Source organism: Arthrobacter pascens (assembly GCF_030815585.1).
GTDB lineage: Bacteria > Actinomycetota > Actinomycetes > Actinomycetales > Micrococcaceae > Arthrobacter > Arthrobacter pascens_A.
Genome location: NZ_JAUSWY010000001.1, coordinates 445,892 through 466,654 on the forward strand (window position 1 = coordinate 445,892; position 20,763 = coordinate 466,654).

17 protein-coding genes and 1 tRNA gene are annotated in these 20,763 nt (G+C 66.3%); 8 read left to right on the forward strand and 10 right to left on the reverse strand.

The window, feature by feature from the left end:
- Window positions 1-2: 2 nt before the first annotated feature.
- Window positions 3-2,822, forward strand: a complete 2,820-nt coding sequence (locus tag QFZ30_RS02145; RefSeq protein ID WP_307073044.1) for a molybdopterin-dependent oxidoreductase — start codon at window positions 3-5, stop codon at window positions 2,820-2,822.
- 25 nt (window positions 2,823-2,847) lie between these two features.
- Entirely contained in the window at window positions 2,848-3,828 is a 981-nt protein-coding gene (locus QFZ30_RS02150) for an aldo/keto reductase (protein ID WP_307073046.1), read from the forward strand.
- 37 nt (window positions 3,829-3,865) lie between these two features.
- Here QFZ30_RS02150 and nboR read toward each other — a convergent pair whose 3' ends face one another.
- The 4 genes from nboR to QFZ30_RS02170 form a co-directional block, all read right to left on the reverse strand.
- Window positions 3,866-4,480, reverse strand: a complete 615-nt coding sequence (gene nboR, locus QFZ30_RS02155; RefSeq protein WP_307073048.1) for a nicotine blue oxidoreductase — start codon at window positions 4,478-4,480, stop codon at window positions 3,866-3,868.
- A gap of 87 nt (window positions 4,481-4,567) precedes the next feature.
- Window positions 4,568-4,945, reverse strand: coding sequence for a sterol carrier family protein (locus QFZ30_RS02160; protein ID WP_307073050.1), 378 nt, complete (start codon window positions 4,943-4,945; stop codon window positions 4,568-4,570).
- A 63-nt stretch (window positions 4,946-5,008) separates the two neighbouring features.
- A complete protein-coding gene (locus tag QFZ30_RS02165) occupies window positions 5,009-6,025 on the reverse strand; it encodes an asparaginase (protein WP_307073052.1) in 1,017 nt (338 codons plus the stop codon).
- A 36-nt stretch (window positions 6,026-6,061) separates the two neighbouring features.
- Complete coding sequence (locus QFZ30_RS02170; RefSeq protein WP_307073055.1) at window positions 6,062-7,639, reverse strand: molybdopterin-dependent oxidoreductase; 1,578 nt, start codon at window positions 7,637-7,639, stop codon at window positions 6,062-6,064.
- Between the two features lie 117 nt (window positions 7,640-7,756).
- On the opposite strand from QFZ30_RS02170, the gene purD reads away from it, so the two are divergent.
- A complete protein-coding gene (purD, locus tag QFZ30_RS02175; protein WP_307079986.1) occupies window positions 7,757-9,073 on the forward strand; it encodes a phosphoribosylamine--glycine ligase in 1,317 nt (438 codons plus the stop codon).
- A 1-nt stretch (window position 9,074) separates the two neighbouring features.
- Complete coding sequence (locus QFZ30_RS02180; RefSeq protein WP_307073057.1) at window positions 9,075-10,028, forward strand: phosphoribosylaminoimidazolesuccinocarboxamide synthase; 954 nt, start codon at window positions 9,075-9,077, stop codon at window positions 10,026-10,028.
- A gap of 7 nt (window positions 10,029-10,035) precedes the next feature.
- Here the strand turns inward: QFZ30_RS02180 and QFZ30_RS02185 are convergent, their stop codons facing one another.
- Window positions 10,036-11,316 carry a helix-turn-helix domain-containing protein gene (locus QFZ30_RS02185; RefSeq protein WP_307073059.1) on the reverse strand — a complete coding sequence of 427 codons (1,281 nt, stop codon included), beginning with the start codon at window positions 11,314-11,316 and terminating at the stop codon, window positions 10,036-10,038.
- A 132-nt stretch (window positions 11,317-11,448) separates the two neighbouring features.
- Here QFZ30_RS02185 and QFZ30_RS02190 point away from each other — a divergent pair, with 132 nt between their 5' ends.
- The gene (locus QFZ30_RS02190; protein WP_307073061.1) at window positions 11,449-11,691 is read left to right on the forward strand and encodes a hypothetical protein; all 243 of its coding nucleotides are present in this window, start codon (window positions 11,449-11,451) and stop codon (window positions 11,689-11,691) included.
- A gap of 125 nt (window positions 11,692-11,816) precedes the next feature.
- On the opposite strand, the gene QFZ30_RS02195 is transcribed toward QFZ30_RS02190, so the two are convergent.
- The 5 genes from QFZ30_RS02195 to QFZ30_RS02215 all read right to left on the reverse strand — a co-directional run bounded on the left by QFZ30_RS02195 (window position 11,817) and on the right by QFZ30_RS02215 (window position 19,104).
- A tRNA-Pro gene (locus QFZ30_RS02195) sits at window positions 11,817-11,893 on the reverse strand.
- Between the two features lie 156 nt (window positions 11,894-12,049).
- On the reverse strand, window positions 12,050-13,918 hold the full coding sequence (locus tag QFZ30_RS02200) for an ABC transporter ATP-binding protein (RefSeq protein ID WP_307073062.1): 1,869 nt from the start codon (window positions 13,916-13,918) through the stop codon (window positions 12,050-12,052).
- Window positions 13,915-15,729, reverse strand: a complete 1,815-nt coding sequence (locus tag QFZ30_RS02205; RefSeq protein WP_307073064.1) for an ABC transporter ATP-binding protein — start codon at window positions 15,727-15,729, stop codon at window positions 13,915-13,917. The genes QFZ30_RS02200 and QFZ30_RS02205 overlap by 4 nt, the downstream gene beginning before the upstream one ends.
- Window positions 15,730-15,879: 150 nt before the next feature.
- Window positions 15,880-16,827 carry a metallophosphoesterase gene (locus QFZ30_RS02210; RefSeq protein WP_307073066.1) on the reverse strand — a complete coding sequence of 316 codons (948 nt, stop codon included), beginning with the start codon at window positions 16,825-16,827 and terminating at the stop codon, window positions 15,880-15,882.
- A 6-nt stretch (window positions 16,828-16,833) separates the two neighbouring features.
- Window positions 16,834-19,104: a transglycosylase domain-containing protein gene (locus tag QFZ30_RS02215; protein WP_307073068.1), complete on the reverse strand. Its 2,271-nt coding sequence runs from the start codon at window positions 19,102-19,104 to the stop codon at window positions 16,834-16,836.
- A 37-nt stretch (window positions 19,105-19,141) separates the two neighbouring features.
- Between QFZ30_RS02215 and QFZ30_RS02220 the strand changes: the two genes are divergently transcribed.
- The 3 genes from QFZ30_RS02220 to QFZ30_RS02230 are packed head-to-tail and all read left to right on the forward strand — an operon-like array spanning window position 19,142 to window position 20,761.
- A complete protein-coding gene (locus QFZ30_RS02220; protein ID WP_011693223.1) occupies window positions 19,142-19,297 on the forward strand; it encodes a DUF4177 domain-containing protein in 156 nt (51 codons plus the stop codon).
- Window positions 19,298-19,299: 2 nt separating this feature from the next.
- On the forward strand, window positions 19,300-19,833 hold the full coding sequence (locus QFZ30_RS02225; protein WP_307073070.1) for a RidA family protein: 534 nt from the start codon (window positions 19,300-19,302) through the stop codon (window positions 19,831-19,833).
- 16 nt (window positions 19,834-19,849) lie between these two features.
- The gene (locus QFZ30_RS02230; RefSeq protein WP_307073072.1) at window positions 19,850-20,761 is read left to right on the forward strand and encodes an NUDIX hydrolase; all 912 of its coding nucleotides are present in this window, start codon (window positions 19,850-19,852) and stop codon (window positions 20,759-20,761) included.
- The last annotated feature ends 2 nt before the right edge of the window (window positions 20,762-20,763 follow it).

A 20,763-nucleotide genomic window follows, 5' to 3' on the forward strand; every position in this document is an offset into this window, starting at 1 on the left:
GGGTGGCCATCGAGATCAACGGTATTCCGGCACGGGCTGAGCCGCGGCCCGGGCAGTGCCTGCGTACTTTCCTCCGGGAGCAGGGCAACCTGGGAGTCAAGAAGGGCTGCGACGGTGGTGATTGTGGAGCCTGCACGGTGCACGTGGATGGCACCGCGGTGCACAGCTGCATCTACCCTGCCGTCAGGGCCGAGGGGCACGCCGTGACCACCATCGAGGGCCTGGCCGGGACGGCCGGGGGAGCAGGTGAGGCACTCCATCCCATGCAGGACCAGTTCCTGGAGCGCCAGGGGTTCCAGTGCGGCTTTTGCACTGCCGGCATGCTGATGACCGCGGCCACCTTCAGCGAAGAGCAGAAGCAGGACCTGCCCCGCAGCCTTAAGGGCAACCTGTGCCGCTGCACCGGCTACCGGGCCATCGAGGACGCCGTCTGCGGTCACGCGGGGCACCCGGATCCGGCGGGACAGGGTTCCGGGATCGCCGGGGAAGGCCAGCCGGAGCCACGGTCCGGGCAGCTGGGTGACGATGTCCGCGCCCCGGCCAGCCGGGCGGTGGTCACCGGTGCTGCCCGCTACACACTGGATGTCCCGGCGGACCAGCTGGAGGGACTGCTGCACCTGAAACTCCTCCGCTCGCCGCACGCGCACGCCCGGGGTCTCCGGATCAACACAGAGGCAGCGTTGAAGGTTCCCGGGGTGGTGGCGGTGTTCACACACCAGGACGCCCCGGCCCAGCTGTTTTCGACCGCGCAACATGAGCTCTACACCGATGACCCGGACGACACGCGTGTGCTGGATGACGTGGTGAGGTTCATCGGGCAGCGGGTCGCCGCCGTCGTGGGTGAGACCGTCCAGGCCGCGGAAGCCGGCGTCCGGGCGCTGGAGGTGGAGTACCAGGAGCTCCCCGCTGTCTTCACCCCGCAGGATGCAGTCCGCCCGGGAGCCCCGGCACTCCACGGGGAGAAGGACGGGGCGACGGCCCGGATCTCCCGGCCGGAGCAGAACGTGGTGGCCGAACTGCATTCGGAACTGGGCAGCGTGGAGCAAGGCTTCGCGGCCGCCGACTTCATCCACGAACAGACCTACCGCACCCAGCGGGTCCAGCACGTGGCGCTGGAGACGCACGCCTCCATCGCCTCGGTGGACAGCGACGGGCGGCTGCAGGTGCGCACGTCCAGCCAGGTCCCGTTCCTGGTCCGCCGCACCCTGTGCCGGGTCTTCGGGCTGCCCGAGCAGCAGATCCACGTGGTGGCAGGCCGGGTGGGCGGCGGCTTCGGCGGGAAGCAGGAGGTGCTCACGGAGGACATCGTGGCGCTCGCGGCCCTGAAACTGCGCCGTCCGGTACAGCTCGAGCTCACCCGGACCGAGCAGTTCACCGCCACCACCACCCGCCACCCCTTCACCATTCAGCTCAAGGCCGGCGCTGACGCGGCGGGCCTGCTGACAGCGCTGCAGCTGGACGTCCTGACCAACACCGGCGCCTACGGCAACCATGCGCCGGGCGTGATGTTCCACGGCTGCGGCGAGTCGCTGGGCGTCTATAAGTGCGCCAACAAGAAGGTGGACGCCCAGGCGGTGTACACCAACACGGTGCCGTCCGGTGCGTTCCGCGGCTACGGACTGAGCCAGATGATTTTTGCCATCGAGTCAGCCATGGACGAGCTCGCCATCGGGATCGGGATGGATCCGCTGGAGTTCCGCCGCAAGAACATGGTGCAGGAGGGGGACCACATGCTGTCCACCCATCCGGACCCGGAGGAGGACGTGCTCTACGGCAGCTACGGACTGGACCAGTGCACCCGGCTGGTCCGGGATGCGCTGGAACGCGGCCGCGAGCGTTATCGGGCAGCCGGCCTGAACCAGCCCGGACCGGACTGGGCCGTCGGCGAGGGCACGGCGTTGTCCATGATCGACACAGTGCCGCCGCGGGGCCACTTTGCCCATTCGAAGCTCCGGCTCCTGCCGGACGGTACGTACCAGGCCGACGTCGGGACTGCCGAGTTCGGCAACGGAACCACCACCGTGCATGCCCAGCTCGCGGCCACCGCGCTGTTCACGGTTGCCTCCCGCGTAGCCGTGCGGCAGTCGGACACGGACCTGATCGAGCACGACACCGGCGCGTTCGGATCCTCGGGGACGGTGGTGGCCGGCAAGGCGACCCTTGCGGCAGCCGAGGAGCTGGCCGTCCGCATCCGGGCATTCGCCGCCGGGATCCGGCAGATCCAGTCATCCGGCTGCGTCCTCGACGGCGACTCCGTCGTATGCGAGGGAACGCCAGTGCCGCTCACGGAACTGGCGCACGCCGCTGCGGAAGCCGGCGTCGAACTGGCCGCCGAAGGGCGCTGGGGCGGGACGCCGCGGTCCGTCGCGTTCAACGTGCACGGCTTCCGGGTGGCCGTGAACCGCGGCACGGGGGAGCTGCGGATCCTGCAGAGCGTCCAGGCCGCGGACGCCGGTGTGGTGGTCAATCCGCGGCAGTGCCGCGGCCAGATCGAGGGCGGGATCGCGCAGGCGCTCGGTGCCGCGCTGTACGAGGAGGTGGTGGTGGACGACGCCGGCCGGGTCACCACCGACATCCTGCGGCAGTACCATATCCCCACCTTTGCGGACGTGCCGCGGAGTGAGGTGTACTTCGCGGATACCAGCGACAAACTGGGGCCGCTCGGCGCTAAGTCGATGAGCGAAAGTCCGTTCAATCCGGTGGCGCCGGCCCTGGCGAATGCCATCCGCGATGCCACCGGAGTAAGGTTCGCGGAACTGCCCATCGCCCGGGACAGGATCTACCTTGGCCTGAAGGATGCCGCCGTGCCAACCTCCCCCTGAAGCATCAAGGCCATATAGTCGAGGCATGGAACAGCGCAAATTAGGCAAGACCGGACGGAACGTGTCCATCGTGGGGCTGGGCACCTGGCAGCTTGGCGCCGACTGGGGCAACGTGGATCAGGACCAGGCCCAGGCCATCCTTGCGGCCTCTGTTGAAGCCGGCGTGACGCTCTTTGATACCGCCGATGTCTATGGGGACGGCCGCAGCGAGCAGGCCATCGGCAAGTTCCTGGCGGACAATCCGGGACTGGACATCACCGTGGCCACCAAGATGGGCCGCCGGCTGGAACAGCGGCCGGAGAACTACACGCTGGCCAACTTCCGTCAGTGGGTGGACCGCTCCCGGCACAACCTGGGCACGGACTCGTTGGACCTCGTCCAGCTGCACTGCCCGCCTACCGCCGTCTACAGCAACGCCGAGGTTTATGACGCGCTGGACACGCTGGTCTCCGAAGGCGCCATCCGCAGCTACGGCGTCAGCGTGGAGCGCACGGACGAGGCACTGGAAGCGATCAGCCACGACGGCACCGCGTCAGTTCAGATCATCCTCAACGCGTTCCGGCTCAAGCCGCTGGACGAGGTCCTTCCCGCGGCAAAGGCAGCAGGCGTGGGCATCATCGCCCGGGTGCCGTTGGCGTCGGGCCTGCTCTCCGGCAAATACACCAAAGAAACCTCCTTCGCCGAGAACGACCACCGCAACTTCAACCGCACGGGCGGCTCATTCGACGTTGGGGAGACGTTCTCCGGTGTGGACTACGAGCTGGGGCTGAAGGCGGTGGCCGAGTTTGAGCAGCTGGTTCCTGAAGGTACCGGCACCGCCCAAGCGGCCATCGCGTGGATCGCAGCGCAGGAGGGCGTCACCTCAGTGATCCCGGGCGCGCGCAACGTGGAACAGGCCAAGGCCAATGCCGCAGCCGCTGACGTTGTCCTCAATGACGAGTTCGACGCCGGCGTACGGTGGATCTACGACCACTACTTCAGCGAGGCCATCCACCCGCGCTGGTAGCCTCCCCGCAGCGACGCCTGGCCTGACTGCCGCAGGGCTACCGCAGCAGGTGGAGCTGCTCCGGGGTGTCAATATCCTCGCCGGTGGACAGGTCGCTGCAATCCACCTCGTCCACCAGCTCGGGGTTGGCCTGGAGAAAAAGGCGTGCACCGGCGTCGCCCGCCACAGTCGCTTCCACGGCCGCCCGGAGTACGACGTCGATGAGCAGCGGATGCCCGCGGCGGAGCTCTCCTGACGGGGCTCCGTTGTTGTAGGCAGCGGCGGTGATCCGGCCCTGCCGGTGGGAGGCCAGCAGCCGGCCCACCGTGCGTGCCCTCAGGCCCGGCTGGTCCACCAGCGCGATCAGGAGATGATCGGCCGGATCCGCCGCGCTTGCACCCAGCAGGAGAGAGCTGCCCATTCCCGACTGCCAGCCCTGATTCACCACGGTCCTGAAGCGGTCAAGGGCGGCAATAGCGCTGACATCCGCTGCGCGGGCACCGAGCACCACCACCACCTCGCGGCAGCCGCCATCGAGCAGTGCGCCCGCGACGGCTTCCACCAGCGGCCGGCCGCGGTACGGCAACAAGGCCTTCGGTCCCATGCCCAGGCGCGTGCCAGCGCCGGCGGCGAGCAGGACACCGGTGGTCCTGGTATGGCTCCCATTCCCCATAGCCACACCCTAACCGAGTTTTTGTCCAGATGATCGCCCATCAATAACTCGCCATAAGTGCACAAAAACTCCGAGAGGGCGGGCGGGTTAGAGCGGCAGGAGTCCGGAGAGGTCCGCGCGCAGTCCTGACGCCTCCACCCGGCCAGCCGCCAGCGCGTCCGCCCAGCTCAACTGGCCGGTCACCATGGCAAGCCAGGTGGCGGCGTCGCACTCTATGACGTTTGGCGGGGTGCCGCGCGTATGGCGGGGGCCCTCCACACATTGGGTGACACCGAACGGCGGCACGCGCACCTCTACCGAGTTGCCCGGCGCCCGCGCGGTGACCTCCTCCAGCGTGTACCTCACGGCGGTTGCGGTAACAGCGCGGGGAACAGGAACGTCCGACGGCGGCCGGGCAGCTTCCCGCCAGGCGGACAGTGCAGCCGTGCCTTCTTCGATGCCAATACGACGGCGCGCTACGGCCATCCGGCCGGCCTCCTTCAGAATAAGTGCGGAACGTCCAACGACAGGGAACGGGTCAGGAAAAGGTCAGTCCAGCAGCGCAGACACGGCCGGGCCCAGGCGGATCTTGCCCACGGGCCGCCCGCCGCCCATCACGGGTTCAACCACTTTTTCCAGGACGCTCGAAACGCCCGGGATATCCACGGCTCCGGCCGCCGCGAGCAGCGTCAGGCCCACCAGAGAGGTGGCGCGGAGGTTGCCGTCCAGCATCTTCACAGCCACGGAGGCACCCTGTGGAGTGGCCATCACCAGCACGCCCTCCGCGCCGATCTTGGCGATGATCTCGAGCTCCTCCATCACAATGGTGTTGGCCTCGCCGCGGCCCTGGACAGCCCACGGGTAGTCCAGCATGGACGTGGCGATGGTGGCTGCGCGGGCATTGGAGTTCTTGTCCCCCGGCGCCTTGGCCAGCCGTGAAAAGGCACGGGCGAGCCCTGTGAGTGAGATTGCGGCCACCGGGGCGCCGCAGCCGTCGATCCCCAGATGGGCGATCCGCTCGCCGGCGTATTCCTCGATCACGCTGCGGACACGCTGCTGCAGCGGATGGTTGGGCTCAAGGTAGCTGTGGGTGTCCCAGCCGTTTTCCATGCATGCCCACAGGAATGCGGCGTGCTTCCCGGAGCAGTTGAAGGCGAGCTTTGATTTGCCGCGTTCGGAACGGACCAGCCAGTCCCGGGCGGTCTCGTCCTGGGGCCAGGCGGCCGGGCACTGGAGCTGGTCCTCGCTGACTCCCGCGGCTTTGAGCATTCCCTCCACCACGTCCATATGGTCCAGGGAACCCACGTGGCTGGCACAGGCCAGCGCCACCTGGGCGCCGCGCAGGGGCACGCCGGACTGCATTGACGCCAGTGCCTGCAGGGGTTTGAGCGCGGACCGTGCGTAGATCGGCGTGCCGGCGTCGCCCAGTTCGGTGACCACGGTGCCGTCGGCGGCCAGCACCACCGCGGCGCCGATGTGCCGGGATTCCACAAAGCCGCTGCGTTCAACAACGGCCAGTTCGACGGCGGAGTCCACGGTGAAGGTGGCATGGGGGTTGTGCGGCATGATGCCAGTCTAGGGGCCGGAAACGGGAATGCCGGGCTACTCCACGGTGACCATGACGGACTGCCGGCCGGACGCGCCGTCGGGGACGGGATCAGCGCGCTGGTCCGTCTGCACCTCCCCGGTTCCGTCGGTGGCGCGGACCTTGATGTAGTGCGGACCCGGGGTGGCCTCCCAGTCGAAGGACCACTGCCGCCACGTGATCACCGATGCCTCGGCAGCCAGCGTGGCTTCGGCCCAGGCGCCGTTGTCGATCTGCACTTCCACCTTGGTGATGCCCCGGGTCTGCGCCCAGGCCGTGCCGCCAATCGCCACGCGCCCGGCCGGCACCTTGGCGAAGGGCCTGGGTACTTCCACCCGCGCCATGGTCTTGATGGGGCCGCGCTCCGACCAGCCGCGCTGTGTCCAGTAGGCCTTGCTGTCCGCGAAGCGCGTCACCTCGAGGTCCACCACCCACTTGGTGGCAGAGACAAAGCCGTACAGCCCCGGCACCACCATGCGGACCGGGTAGCCGTGCTCCAGCGGGAGGGGCTCACCGTTCATGCCGATGGCCAGGATGGCACCGCGGTCATCCTGCAGGACCTCCAAGGGGGTGGAGGCGCTGAAGCCGTCGATCGACGTCGACAGCACCATGTCCGCGCCGTCCCTGGGGCGCGCGCGCCTGAGGACCTCCCGGATGGGGAGCCCCAGCCATTTCGCGTTCCCGGCAAGGTTTCCGCCCACGGGGTTGGACACGCAGGTGAGGGTCACGTGCGATTCGACGAGGTTGGCGTCGAGCAGGTCCTGGAAGGTGAGGCGGACCTCCTCCTCCACGAGCCCGTGGACCCTGAGCTCCCAGTCATCGGCGTTGATCTCCGGGACGCTCAGTGCGGTGTCGATGCGGTAGAAGTCCCGGTTCGGCGTAAGCCACGCTGTCACCCCGGCTGCAGGGGACTGCACGCCTGCCGGCACGGAGGGCGCGGCGTTCACCGGGGCGGGCAGCCGCACAGCCTCACGGGCCCGGGCAATGGTGCTGCGGGCGGCGCTCAGGAGACGGCCGCCGGTGGCGGCGATCCCGGCCGCCGCGGCGGTGATGCCGGCGGCGGCGAAGAATCCGCGCCGGCTCGTGACGGGCCGCTCCCTCCCCTTCGCGGCCGTGTCCGCGGGGGCGTCCGGCCAGGTCTTCAGCCTCCAGAGCGTGCCGATCAGCAACCGCAGCACCACCAGCCCGGCCAGCGTGCCCACCAAGGTCGGGATGGCATCCACCGGCCTGACACCGGCCCGCGTCACCACGCTGGCCACGATCACCGCACCCATAAGCAGCACACCTGTCACCCCGAGTGCCCACGTGCGGTAGGCCACCACGCCCAGCAAACAGGCCAGCAGCACGATGGTCAGGCCCATGCCCACAAACAGCGCGGCCTTGTCATTGGTGCCGAACGTGGCGATGGCAAAATCCTTCATCCACGGAGGCGTGAAGTCGACGAACGTTGACCCCAGGGCAAGCACCGGGGCGGCCCGCGCCGTAAAGAACGCTCCGGTCAGCTCCGCGACGGAAAGTACGACGGCGGCAGCCGCCACCCCGGCCAGCGAGGCCATGGCGGCGGGACCCTTGAGCCAGTTCATGGGCTTCTTCATGCCACCGGTTCGTAGCGGAGGACGGCGGGGATTGGTTTGGGGGCAACCCCTGCGCGGCCAAGCGGGCGAAGACACGGCTTAGGAGCCAGCCGGGTGCACAAAGTACCCTTGGTGACTGTGAAGGTACTTGTCATCGGCCCCGGAGGCCGCGAACACGCCATTGTCCGCTCCCTGCTCGCCGACCCCAACGTGTCCGAGGTGCATGCAGCCCCGGGCAATGCCGGCATCAGCAAGCTGGTCCCCACGCACAACATCAACGGCAACGATCCGGAGGCTGTGGCGGCCCTGGCCACCAAGCTGACTGTGGACCTGGTGGTGGTGGGCCCCGAGGCTCCCCTGGCCGCGGGCGTGGCCGACGCCGTCCGCGAGGCCGGCATTCCGGTGTTCGGGCCCAGCAAGGCCGCAGCCCAGCTGGAAGCCTCCAAGGCGTTCGCCAAGGAAATCATGGCCGAAGCGGGCGTACCCACCGCCATGGCCATGGTGGCAGCCAACGCGGAGGAAGCAGCCTCGGCCCTGGACACCTTCGGCGCGCCCTTCGTGGTGAAGGACGACGGCCTGGCTGCAGGCAAGGGCGTGGTGGTCACCAACAACCGCGAGGAAGCCCTGGGACACGCCCAGGCGTGCTTCGACGCCGGCGGCACCGTGGTGATCGAGGAATTCCTGGACGGCCCCGAGGTCTCCGTCTTTGTCCTGTGCGACGGCCGCAACACCGTGGCCCTGTCCCCGGCACAGGATTTCAAGCGCATCTTCGACGATGACGAAGGACCCAACACCGGCGGCATGGGCGCTTATACCCCGCTGGAATGGGCCCCCGAAGGCCTGGTCCAGGAGGTCATTGACCGCGTGGCCCAGCCCACCGTCAACGAGATGGCGCACCGCGGCACCCCGTTCGTGGGCGTGCTGTTCGTTGGCCTGGCTCTGACATCACGCGGAACCCGGGTCATTGAGTTCAACGTCCGCTTCGGTGATCCCGAAACTCAGGCCGTGCTGGCCCGGCTTAAGACCCCCCTCGGTGCGCTGCTGCTGGCAGCGGCCAAGGGCGAACTGGACCAGGCGGAAGAGCTGCGCTGGTCCAAGGAAACGGCTGTCGCCGTCGTCGTTGCGTCCGAAAATTACCCGGACACCCCGCGCACAGGTGACCGCATCCGGGGCCTCAAGAAGGTGGATGAGCTGGAGGGCGTGCACGTGATCCACGCCGGAACCGCGTTGGACGACGAGGGAAAGGTGGTCTCCGCCGGCGGCCGCGTGCTCGCCGTGGTGGCCCTCGGCAGCGACCTCGTGGAGGCCCGCGAAAGAGCGTACGACGGCGTGGAGCTGGTTCACCTGGAAGGCTCCCAGTTCCGGACGGACATCGGACGCAAGGCTGCCCGCGGTGAGATCAAGGTCGCGTCCAACGCAACAGGATCCCTGCCCGTGACGAAAACGAAGGCATAGCATGACTGAGAATTCCCCGCTGGAACCGGCCACCAAAACAGGCTTGGACACTGAGGCGCTGCACCTGCCGGGCTGGACGCACGTTTACTCGGGCAAGGTCCGCGACCTGTACGAGCCCGAGGACGAGTCCATCCGGGAGCAGGTGGGCCAGGACTGCGTCCTGGTGGTGGCCAGCGACAGGATCAGCGCCTACGACCATGTCCTGGCAAGCGAAATCCCCGACAAGGGACGCATCCTCACCCAGCTGAGCCTATGGTGGTTCGACCAGCTGGACGTGATGCACCATGTTCTGGCCTCGACAGTGGAGGGCGGGGTTCCCGCGGCCGTGGACGGCCGTGCGATGATCTGCAAGAAGCTGGACATGTTTCCCGTGGAATGCATTGCCCGCGGCTATCTCACGGGCTCCGGCCTGCTGGAGTACAAGGCCTCAGGCACCGTGTGTGAGATTCCGCTGCCTCCGGGCCTGGTGGACGGTTCGCGGCTGGACAAGGCGATCTTTACCCCGTCCGCCAAGGCCGAGGTCGGCGAGCACGACGAGAACATCCCCTACGAGGCTGTTGTGGCCATGGTTGGGGATGACATCGCCGCACGGTTGAGCGAACTGACCCTCAAGATCTACACCGACGCCGAAAAGATCGCCCGCGAACGCGGCATCATCCTGGCCGACACCAAGGTGGAATTCGGCTACGACGCCGTTTCCGGTGCCATCACCCTGGGCGACGAGGTGCTCACCCCGGACTCCTCCCGCTTCTGGGATGCCGCAACCTACCAGCCCGGCCAGGCGCAGCCGTCCTACGACAAGCAGTATGTCCGGGACTGGCTCACCTCGGCCGAGTCCGGCTGGGACAGGAACTCGGACACGCCTCCGCCTGCGCTGCCCAGGGACATCATCGACCGGACCCGCGGCCGCTACGTGGAGGCTTTCGAGAAGCTCACCGGAAAAACGTTCGTCTAGGAGGCTCTTAGCTGGCCTGGTTCCTGGCTGGTTTGGTGGCCGCCGCGGCCCGCTGCTGGGCCAGCTTGATCTCCAGGACGGCGTCAAGTGCCTGCTGGACGCGGTCCTGGGCGCCGGCAGCGCTGAACGCCTTCTGCGCCTCCTTGAGGTAGACCAGGGCTTCCTCCGACTCGCCTGCGGCCTTGAGCGACTTGCCCAGCAGGAGCGACACTTCCCCGGCCGTGTGCTTGGCCAGGGCGCCGCGTTCGGCGTGGATTTCCCGCAGCTTCTCCACGGCGGCCACAATGTCGCCCGTGAGGTAGAGCCAGCGGGCGCGGATGAAGGCAACTTCCAGCTGGTCGGTCTTGTTGCCGCCCACGATGGACAGGGCCAGCTCGGCGCGTTCAATGGATGAAAGCGTTTCGGGTTCCACAATCCCGGAGGACAGCCTGACGGCGGCTGAGGCCTTGTTGAAGCGGGCCCACAGCTCGATGTCGTTGGCGGGGGAGAGCATCCTGGCAGCCCTCTCGTGGTACTTGATGCCCTCCGGGTAGTCATGCCGCATAAATGCCACGTTGCCCACCACCCAGGCCACTTCGCCTGCGAGCTGCGACATGGAGTGTTCGTCCACATGGTCGTTCATGGCCTGGCAGTACTTCCATGCTTCGTCCAGCCGGCCGCTTTCGGCGAGGGCACCGATCAGGGCGCGGTGGGCGCCGATGATCAGGGTTGAGCCCTTGGAAAGCTGGGCGCAGAGTTTCACGGCTTCCAGAGCGTGGTCCACTGCGGTGCTCAGCTGGCCCTGTCCCTGGCAGATACCGGCGAGCATCTGCCGGGCCCGGACGGCGAGGCCCACGGACTCGGTGGCCATGGGGTGTTCCAGCAGGTGCTGCATGATCTTCTGGCACTCCTGCCAGTTGCCCTGCTTGATCAGGCACTCGGCCTGCATGTAGGTCATGTTCCACCACGCGCTGGTGTTCTTGCCCTCGAGGGCTATCTGCGCGGCCGTGGCTGCGTGGCTGGCCGCGAGCGGGTAGTCCCTGAGGTCCCAGGCCTGGCGTGCGTACAGGCCGGCCAGGACGTATTCGGCGTCACTGACAGAAATAGGCTGGCTCCAGGCTTCCAGCGCCTTGGGCGCCAGCTCCAGCCTGCGCGCGAGCTCCTCGATCACTTCGGCCGTAGGTTCCCTCCGGCCGGTTTCGAGCAGAGAAATGTAGCTGGGGGAATACAGGTCCTTGCCCAGTTCAGCCTGTGTCAGCCCACGTTCGAGACGCTCCGCCCGGAGCTTCTCCCCGAATCCGTTGCCCACGGGATTGCCTCCTTATTCCGGACAGTCTTTATACTCAATGCTTGACAGTCCCTGTGGAAAACATTTTACAATGTATGTCAACAAGGACAGTGCTGGCTTTGTAACGAATCCGACTCGTATTGAGGAACTCACATGTTGAAGAAGATTGCAGCCGCAGCCGTATTGGCTGGGGCCCTGGCGTTTTCGGCGGCGGCCCCGGCCGTCCTGTCTGCAGGTTCCATTGCTGATACCACCGGTGTCTCCGTAGCCGTAGGGAACTGGCCCGATCCTATGTTGAAGCCTGTCAAGGACAAGGACAAGGACAAGGACAAGACGAAGGACGGCGGCACTACCGTCAGCCCCTACGTCGGCAACTGGCCTGACCCGATGCAATAGGTCCTCTAAAGGAGGCGGGCCCCGGAGCAGGCGCAAACCGTGCTCCGGGGCCATTTCTTTGCCCGGATACAGGCACTGCCAGGGATGCAAAAAGAGGGCCTCCCTGGGGGAGACCCTCTTTTGTATGGTCGGGATGACAGGATTTGAACCTGCGACCTCTTCGTCCCGAACGAAGCGCGCTACCAAGCTGCGCTACATCCCGATCCGCTGCAAAAGCAACTTTACAAGAATAGCGGATGCCTGGTCAGGATGCGAAATCCACAGCAGGGAATTCCCCAGATTCGGGGCGGTTGACCGCGGCCCGGACGGGGACACGCCGGGCCGCCCGGTCAGAGGCGGGGAAACCCGGCGGCGCTGCTCAGACCAGGGAGTCCTTCCAGGCGCCATGGAGGTCAGCGAACCGTCCGCCGCCGCCGATCAGCTCCGCGGGAGTGCCATCCTCCACCACACGGCCGTCGTGCACCACCAGCACACGGTCGGCCGTTTCCACCGTGGAGAGGCGGTGCGCGATGATGAGCGCCGTGCGGCCCCCGCCAGCGGAAGCTGTGGGTGTCCCGCTGGCAGCACCGCCGGCGTCGGATGTTGCTTCCAGAAGGTGCGCCAGGCCGGCCTGGACCAGCCGCTCGGAGGGGATGTCCAGCGACGACGTGGCCTCGTCCAGGATCAGCACGGCGGGGCGGGCCAGGAACGCCCGGGCAAAGCTGATGAGCTGGCGCTGCCCCGAGGATACGCGGCCGCCGCGCTTGTTGACGTCGGTGTCGTAGCCTTCGGGGAGCTCGGTGATGAACTCGTGGGCGCCCACGGCACGGGCAGCCTCCTCGATCTCCGCGCGGGAGGCGTCGGGCCTGCCCAGGGCGATGTTGTCCGCCACGGACCCGCTGAACAGGAATGCCTCCTGCGTAACCATCACGATGTTCCGGCGCAGATCCGTTGTGCTGAGATTGCGCAGGTCCACCCCGTCCAAGGTCAGGGAGCCGGAGGAGACGTCGTAGAACCGGGCGATCAGCTTGGCCAGCGTGGACTTGCCGGCGCCGGTCTGGCCCACCAGCGCGACGGTCTGGCCGGCGGGGATATGCAGGTCCAGGTTCGGAATGATCACCGGCCCGTCCCCGTAGCGGAATTCCACGCCCGTGAAGTCGATGGTGCCCTTGGCATCCCGGAGTGCCACGGCGTTCTTGGGCGGACGCACCGTGGGGATCTCCTCGAGCAGGCCGGACACCTTTTCCAGGGCTGCCTGCGCGCTCTGGAAGGAGTTGTAGAACATGGCCATCTGGTCTACGGGCTGGAAGAAGCGCTTGGTGGAGAGGATCAGTGCCAGCAGGACACCGACGGCCAGCTCGCCGCTGAGGACCCGGAAGCCGCCGAACAGGAGCACCACCGCCACGCAGACGTTGCCGATCAGCACCAGGCCGGGCTGGAAGATGCCGTTGAGGTTGATGGAGCGCACGGTCACCAGGCGGTAATCCTCGGACAGTTGCCCGTACCGCTCCGCATTCTCGCGTTCCTTGCGGAAGGCCTTCACAGCCCGGATGCCGGTCATGGTTTCCACGAAGTGCACGATCAGCCGGGCGGACACCACGCGCGACTGGCGGAAGGCAATCTGGGAGTGTTTCTGGTACCACCGGGCAAGGAAGAACATCGGCAAGCCGGCAGCCAGTACGATCAGGCCGCTCCGCCAGTCCAGGGCAAACACAGTGACCGCTGTGAAGATCATGAACAGCATGCCCGAAGCCAGTGAGCTGACACCCGAATCGAGGAGTTCGCGCAGCGCCTCAAGGTCCGAGGTCTGCCGGGCGATGATCCGGCCTGAGGTGTACTTTTCGTGGAACTCCAGGCTCAGGCGCTGGGTGTGCCGGAAGACCCTGACCCGCAGGTCCAGGAGCATGGCCTGGCTGAGCCTCGCGGTGGAGGTGACGTAGAGGGCGGTGAGTCCCGCCGTCGCCACGGCCGCAGCCAGGTACGCGACGCCGGTGAGGACCAGCGGCAGGTTGTCTCCTGCCTGCAGGGCCGGGAGCGCGTGGTCGATGCCGAAGGCGATCAGCGCCGGCCCGGCGACCCGGGCAGCCTGCGAGAGGACCACGGTTGCGATGGTGAGCCAGAACCTGAGCCGTACGGGTCGGATCAGGGAGCCCAGCAGGGCGAGCGACCGCCGTCGTACGGTTTTGCTGTCGCTCTTGCTGAGGTGGGCGTTGTCCTCGTTGGCCGTGCCGAAAGTTGCGGTGCTCATCGGTTGACTTCCTCTGAATCTGCCTCTTGCTCAAGCTCTGACAGTTCCGAGTCCAGGTCCCGGGGTTCCTGGCCTAGGCTCGCAATCACGTAGCGGTAATGGGGGTTCCCGGCCAGCAGCTCGGTGTGCGTTCCGACGGCGGCGATCCGGCCTTCTTCGAGGAGCGCCACGCGGTCGGCAAGCGCGACGGTTGACGGGCGGTGCGCCACGATCAACGTGGTGGTGTCCCGCAGGACTTCGCGGAGCCGGGCCTCCACCAGTTCCTCGGTATGGACATCCAGGGCGGAGAGCGGGTCATCCAGCACCAGGACCCGCGGCCTGGCCGCAATGGCGCGGGCCAGGGCGATCCGCTGGCGCTGCCCGCCGGACAGGCTCAGTCCTTCCTCGCCGATCAGGGTGTCCACGCCTTCGGGCAGGGAATACGCGAAGTGTGCCTGGGCGACGTCCAGCGCCTCTTCCAGCGCTTCCTCGGTGCGTTCCTCCGCGCCCAGCAGCACGTTGTCCCGGACGGAGTTGGAGAACAGTGTGGTGTCCTCGAAGGCGACGCCCACCACCCGGCGGAGCTCCTCGACGTCGAAGTCGCGCAGGTCCACGCCGTCGACGGTGATGGAGCCGTCCGTCACTTCATAGAGCCGGGGGACCAGCTGGATCAGGGCGCTCTTGCCGCTTCCGGTGATGCCCACCAGCGCCATGGTTTCGCCGGGCCGGATATCCAGGTTGATGTCCTTGAGGATTGGCTTGTCCGGGGCGTCCTCAAAAGCGAACGTGGCGCTGTTGAAGCTCAGGGCACCGCTGAGCTGCGTGGGCTTCCGGGGCTCAGGCGGGCTGGTGATGGTGTTCACCGAATCCATCACCTCGAAATGCCGGTCGATCGCTGTCTTGGCGGTGAGCGCCATGGCCAGCAGCATGCCGGAGAACTCCACGGGGGCCGCTACCACTGCAGCGGTGGCGAAGAAGGCCACCAGGGAGCCGATGCTCAGCTGCCCGCTCGCAGCCAGCATCACGCCCACCACCAGCCCCGAGCCAAGCGCCAGTTCCGGCAGGAGCGTGACCACCATGCTGAACGTGGCCTGGTGCCGGGCTTTGGAGATCTCGGTCTGGCGGAGTTCCTCGGCCTGCCCATTGAAGTTCTCGAGTGCCTCGCGGCTGCGGCCGAAGGCCTTGAGCACGCGGATGCCGTGGACTGATTCCTCCACGGTGGTGGCAAGGTCGCCGGCTTGGTCCTGGCTGAGCCGCGCCACCTTGCTGAAGCGGGTACGGAACCGGAAGCTGTAGGCCATGATGGGCACAGCGGCCGCGAGGAAGATCAGGGCGAGCTGCCAGCTCATGGCGAACATGACGGCAATGCCGATGATCACGGTCAGGGTGGTGACCACCAGCATGATGGCGCCGAAGGCCATCCACCGGCGCAGGAAGTTCAGGTCCGTCATGGCGCGGGAGAGCAGCTGCCCTGAACCCCAACGGTCGTGGAACGAGACTGTCAGGTCCTGCAGGTGGCCGTAGAGGGAAACCCGCATCCGGGTCTCCACTGTGGTTGCCGGGTTGATGACGAACTGGCGCCGGAGTGCGACGAGTCCGGCCTCGGCAATGCCGAGGACCAGGATCACGACGGCGGCAATCCAGACGGCGTCCGTCGCACCGCCGGGCTGGAGCGAGTCGTTGATCAGCACCCGGAGCACCTGGGGGATGGTGAGTGCCACGATGCTGGCCAGGAGTGCGCAGAGGAGTCCCATAACAAGCCGGGGGATGATCGGCCTGACGTGGGGATAGAGACGGCTGATTGATGTGAAGAATGGAGTCTGCTTGGCCATGCCCGCTTCTCAAGCTCGTAAAACGAATGTAGTTTCCCGTAGCAACTACTACCTTATGCCATGGGGTGACACGATTCACATCACTTGCGGGCGGGCAGGAAGGCTTCGCCAGTTATTGCGATGCGCAATGGTTCGCAGGCACTGCGGGTGTTAGTCCCGGGACGTCAGTGTCAGCAGCACGGCCTCAGGTCTGCACGCGATGCGGACCGGGGCAAAGCGCGAGGTGCCGATGCCGCCTGAGACGTTCACCGGCGTCGTACGTCCGTTGCTTTGCCAGTCGTTCAGGCCTTTTGCCCGCCAGGTGGGGATATCGCAGTTGGCCACGACTGCGCCGTAGCCCGGAATGCACAGCTGCCCGCCGTGGGTGTGGCCTGCCAGCAGCAGATCAGCACCGTCCTCCGTGAAGTGGTCCAGCACGCGCTGGTAGGGGGCGTGGATGACGGCCACCCGCAGGTGCGGGTTCTCGTCCTGGTTCCGGGTGCCGTGCGGCCAGCCCGCATACCTTTCACGGTTCAGGTGGGGATCGTCCACACCGGAGAAGTCAAAACGCATCCCCTTCAGGACCACTGACTGGTGCCGGTTGGTCAGGTCCACCCAGCCGCCCATGCCGAACCCTGCCCGCAGCCGCGGCCAGTCCAGTTCGATGTTTTCGGGCCTGGTTTTGGAAGGTCCCCGGAGGTAGGAGGCGGGGTTCTTGAGGCTTGGGGCGTAGTAGTCGTTGGACCCGGGAACAAAAACGCCGGGGAATTCCAGCAGGGGGCGCAGGGCTTTGAGGAGGGGATCAACGGCCTTGACGTGGCTCAGGTTGTCGCCGGTGTCGACGACCAGGTCCGGCTCCAGCGATGCCAGGGACTCAAGCCATTGCGCCTTGGTCTCCTGGCCGGGGACGAAGTGGATGTCACTCAGGTGCAGGATCCTGAACGGCTCCTGACCTGCGGGCAGGATGGGCAGGCTTTCCTCGCGCAGGACAAACTGGTTCTTCTCCCACAGTCCGTACCCGACGGCGGCGAGCCCGGCGGCGGTTCCGGCGGCGGCGGTGACGGCAAAGCCGCGTCCGATACTCCGGACGCGGCTCGCCAAGGCGGGGCTGACTCCCATGGGCGGCTAGCCGTTGCCCTTGTTGCCGTTGTCGTTTTTGCTTGGCTCCGGTGACGGCGGTGTTGACGGCGGGGAAGAAGGCGCGGGTGACGGCGAAGCGGGCTTGGGCGGGGTCCCGCCCCTCATGTTGCTGGGCGGCGCAATGAACGGGTTAGTGCCGTAAGCCGGTGCCATCTGGAGCATGTACTTGGAGAACATGGGGCCGGCGATCATGTAACCGTCGATCGCGTCGTACTTCTTGCCGTTGATGGTCAGGTTACGACCCGGGCGTTTCTGGTCGCCCAGCGGGTCACCGAACCACGCGGCGGTTGCGAGGCCGGTGGTGTAGCCAACCACCCAGGTCGAGCCGTTGGTGTCGTTGGTGCCGGTCTTTGCTGCCACCGGGAAGTTGGTTTTCGTGGACAGTCGCGGTTGGATCAGCGAGCCGGAGCCGCCGTTCAGCACTTCCCCCATGGCGTAGGCAACGCCGCGGGCCACCTCGGGTTTGACGGCGTCCTTGCAGTTGGAGGACTGGGCGGGAAGCTGGGCGCCGGTCTGGTCCGTCACTGAGGTGATGGCGATGGGCTCGCAGTACTTGCCGTCGTTGGCGAATGTGGCAAACGCAGCAGCCATGGTCAGCGGGGCCGTCTGGGTGGAACCGATCAGGTTTGCCAAAGTGGTCATTTTGACCTGCGGGTTCGGATTTCCTTCCGCGTCCGGCAGACCGCCATGGATACCCACGGCATCCACGATCTTCTGGATGCCGCAGAGGTCAACCTGCGCCGCCGAGGCGAAGGTGGCCGTGTTGATGGAGTTCATCAGGCCGTACAGGACGGTCATGTTCCGGTAATAGCCCTCGTCCGAGTTCTGCAGGTCGAAGCTGCCGGGGATCCTGGCGTCATACCAGCCGACGGTGGGATTCGGGCACGTGTTTTTCCAGGGGAAGTTCTGCGGATACTTGCGGACGGACGCGTTGATGTTCGTGTCCATGGACTTGCCCTCGTTCAGCCACTCGGCGAACGTAAACGGTTTCATGGTGGAGCCCGGCTGGAAGCCGCCCATGCCATTGAGGTCGTTGCCGTTCTTGTCCAGCTTGTCCACGTTGAAGTTCACCTGCGAATCAAACCTGCCGTCCGCTGGCAGGAACGAGGTGTTCTGCGCCATGTTGGTGATCTTGCCGGTGTTCGGCTGCACCGAGACGATGGCCGAGCCCCACTTGTCCGGGTTGGCTCCGGCCGCGGCGTCGGATTCGGCCTGCGCAACGGCCTGGGCCTTGGGATCCAGCGTGGTGGTGATGGTGAGGCCGCCGCGGAACACGTTGTTGGTGCGTTCCTGTGCATCCGCACCGTAGGCCGGGTTGTTCAGCAGCAGGTGCAGCACATAGTCACAGAAGTACGGTGCTGTGGCCGCGTAGGCGCAGCCCTGCTGGGCGGGAGTGACCTTGGGCTCCACTGGGGTGGCCACGGCGGCGTCGTGGTCGGCCTGGGTGATCTTGCCCTGGTCCAGCATCAGGCCCAGCACCAGGTCACGGCGGGCTTTGGCGTTGTCCGGATTGGTGATGGGGTCAAACGCGGAGGGGCTGTTGACCAGGCCGGCAAGGAGGGCCGCCTGCGGGAGGGTGAGGTCCTTGGCCGTGGTGCTGAAGAAAAGTTTGGAGGCGGCTTCGATGCCGTAGGCGTCACGGTTGAAGAAGACGATGTTGAGGTATCCCTCAAGGATCTGCTCCTTGCTGAACTTCTTCTCCAGGGCGATGGCCAGCTTCATTTCGCGGAGCTTGTCACCCACGCCCTTGTTAACGCCGTTGAGCTTGATGTCCGCTTCATTGCCCTCGGCGGCGAGGTTGGCGTTGAGGACGTTGTTGACATACTGCTGGGTGATGGTGGAGGCACCCTGCTTGTTGCCGCGGGCCGTGCTGACCACGGCGCGGAGGATACCCGTGGTGTCCACGCCGCCGTGGTCGTAGAAGCGGCTGTCTTCAACGGCGATCACTGCCTGCTGCATAAACGGGGAGATCTGGTCGAGGGCAACCTTGGTGCGGTTTTCCTCGTACAGGTTGGCGATCAGGCTGCCGTCCGCGGCCAGGACCTTGGTGGACTGGCTGGGCGGGTCCACCTGCAGCTCCGCCGGGAGAGTGTCGAAGAACTCGATGGAACCGCTTGCTGCGCTGCCGGAAACGGCCGCGGCCGGAACCAGCAGGCCTGCCACCAGGACACCACAAATCGCGCTCACACCAAGGAAGCCTAAAAGCTTTCCGAGGGTAGTGGCTGTGTCGAAAATGGGGTTCTTACGAGTCACCATGTTTTCCACTTTACCGGCAAGGACTAGTCTTTAGGTCATGACCAAATGGGAGTACGCCACGATTCCGCTCATTATTCACGCCACGAAGCAGATCCTGGACCAGTGGGGAGAGGACGGCTGGGAGCTCGTCCAGGTAGTCACGGGTCCGGACGGAAACGGGCTTGTTGCCTATCTCAAGAGGGAGAAGCAGTAACCATGAGCACCCCCGCAGAGACCACGTCCGGCGCGGAAACCGCGCCTATTTCCGCCGTTGAACAGCGCCTGGCTGAACTGGGCTTGGCCCTTCCCGCGGTGGCCGCCCCGGTGGCTTCCTACGTGCCGGCAGTGATCTCCGGCAACCACGTTTACACCTCCGGACAGTTGCCCTTTATTAACGGCAAACTCGAAGCTACGGGCAAAGTCTCCACCGGTACCGAGGGCTACGCTGACGAACCCACCGTGTCGCCCGAGGATGCCCACCGCTTCGCCGCCATTTGCGCCGTCAACGCCCTGGCGGCTGTCAAGAGCGTCATCGGCGACCTTGACCGCATCACCAGGATCGTCAAGGTGGTGGGATTCGTCTCGTCGGATCCGTCCTTCACCGGCCAGCCCGGCGTCATCAACGGAGCGTCCGAACTGCTGGGCCGTGTCCTGGGCGACGCGGGACATCACGCCCGCTCCGCCGTCGGCGTTACAGTGCTGCCGCTCGACTCTCCCGTAGAAGTCGAACTGATCGCCGAATTCAGCTAGGGACCGGTAACTTCTTTTGCCTCAGCTCGCCCGACGACTGTTTGCCCTTCCTCCCGATCTTGAAGGGGCAGCACAAAGCTGGCTCGAACACGGTGAGCGGACTCCGCGTGCCGCCCGCCTCGCCTCGTCGGTGGTCCTGCTCCGGGATTCCCCCACCGGTTTGGAGACCTGGCTGGGCTACCGTCCCGGCTCCTCACCGCTGGGGGTCCTCGCCTTCCCCGGAGGTTCTCTGGATGCGTCCGACGACGACGCCGTTGGCTGGCTGGGCCCCTCGCCCCAGTATTGGGCCGAGCAGATGGGAACGGATGACGTCGGGCTTGCGCGCCGCCATGTGGTCGGCGCCATCCGCGAACTCTTTGAGGAAACCGGGGTGCTCCTTGCGGGCCCTGACGTGTCCACCACGGTGGAGACCACCTACACCACCGAGTGGATGCGCGCCCGTGAGGCCGTGGCCAACCAGGAGAAGTCCTTCTCAGCGGTCCTGGCCAAGCGCGGTCTGTCATTGCGGACCGACCTCCTGAAATCCCTGGTCAACTGGCGCAGCCCGGACTTCGCACACCTGCGCTTCGATACCCGCTATTTTGCCGCTACGGTTCCCATGAACCAGCACCCCACCATCCTGGAGAGCAAAGGCGTATGGGGCCGCTGGGTGTGCGTTACCAAGGTCATTGCCGAGCGCGACACCACTGCCCTGGGTGATGAAGTGGGCCAGGAAAACACCGTGGGGCTTACGCTCGGCCAGCTCCTCGTGCCCGGCTCGGAGATCATGCTGGAGAAGATGGCATCGGCAAACGGCTGCATCGCCTACCTCAGTTACAAGCGCAAGGCCCACGTGTACCAGCCCAGCCTCGTGGAAGAGGACGGCAAGCTCATGCTCGAGGTTGAAGCCGCTAAAACCGTGGCGGGCGATCCGCAGCGGGAGCGTTAGAA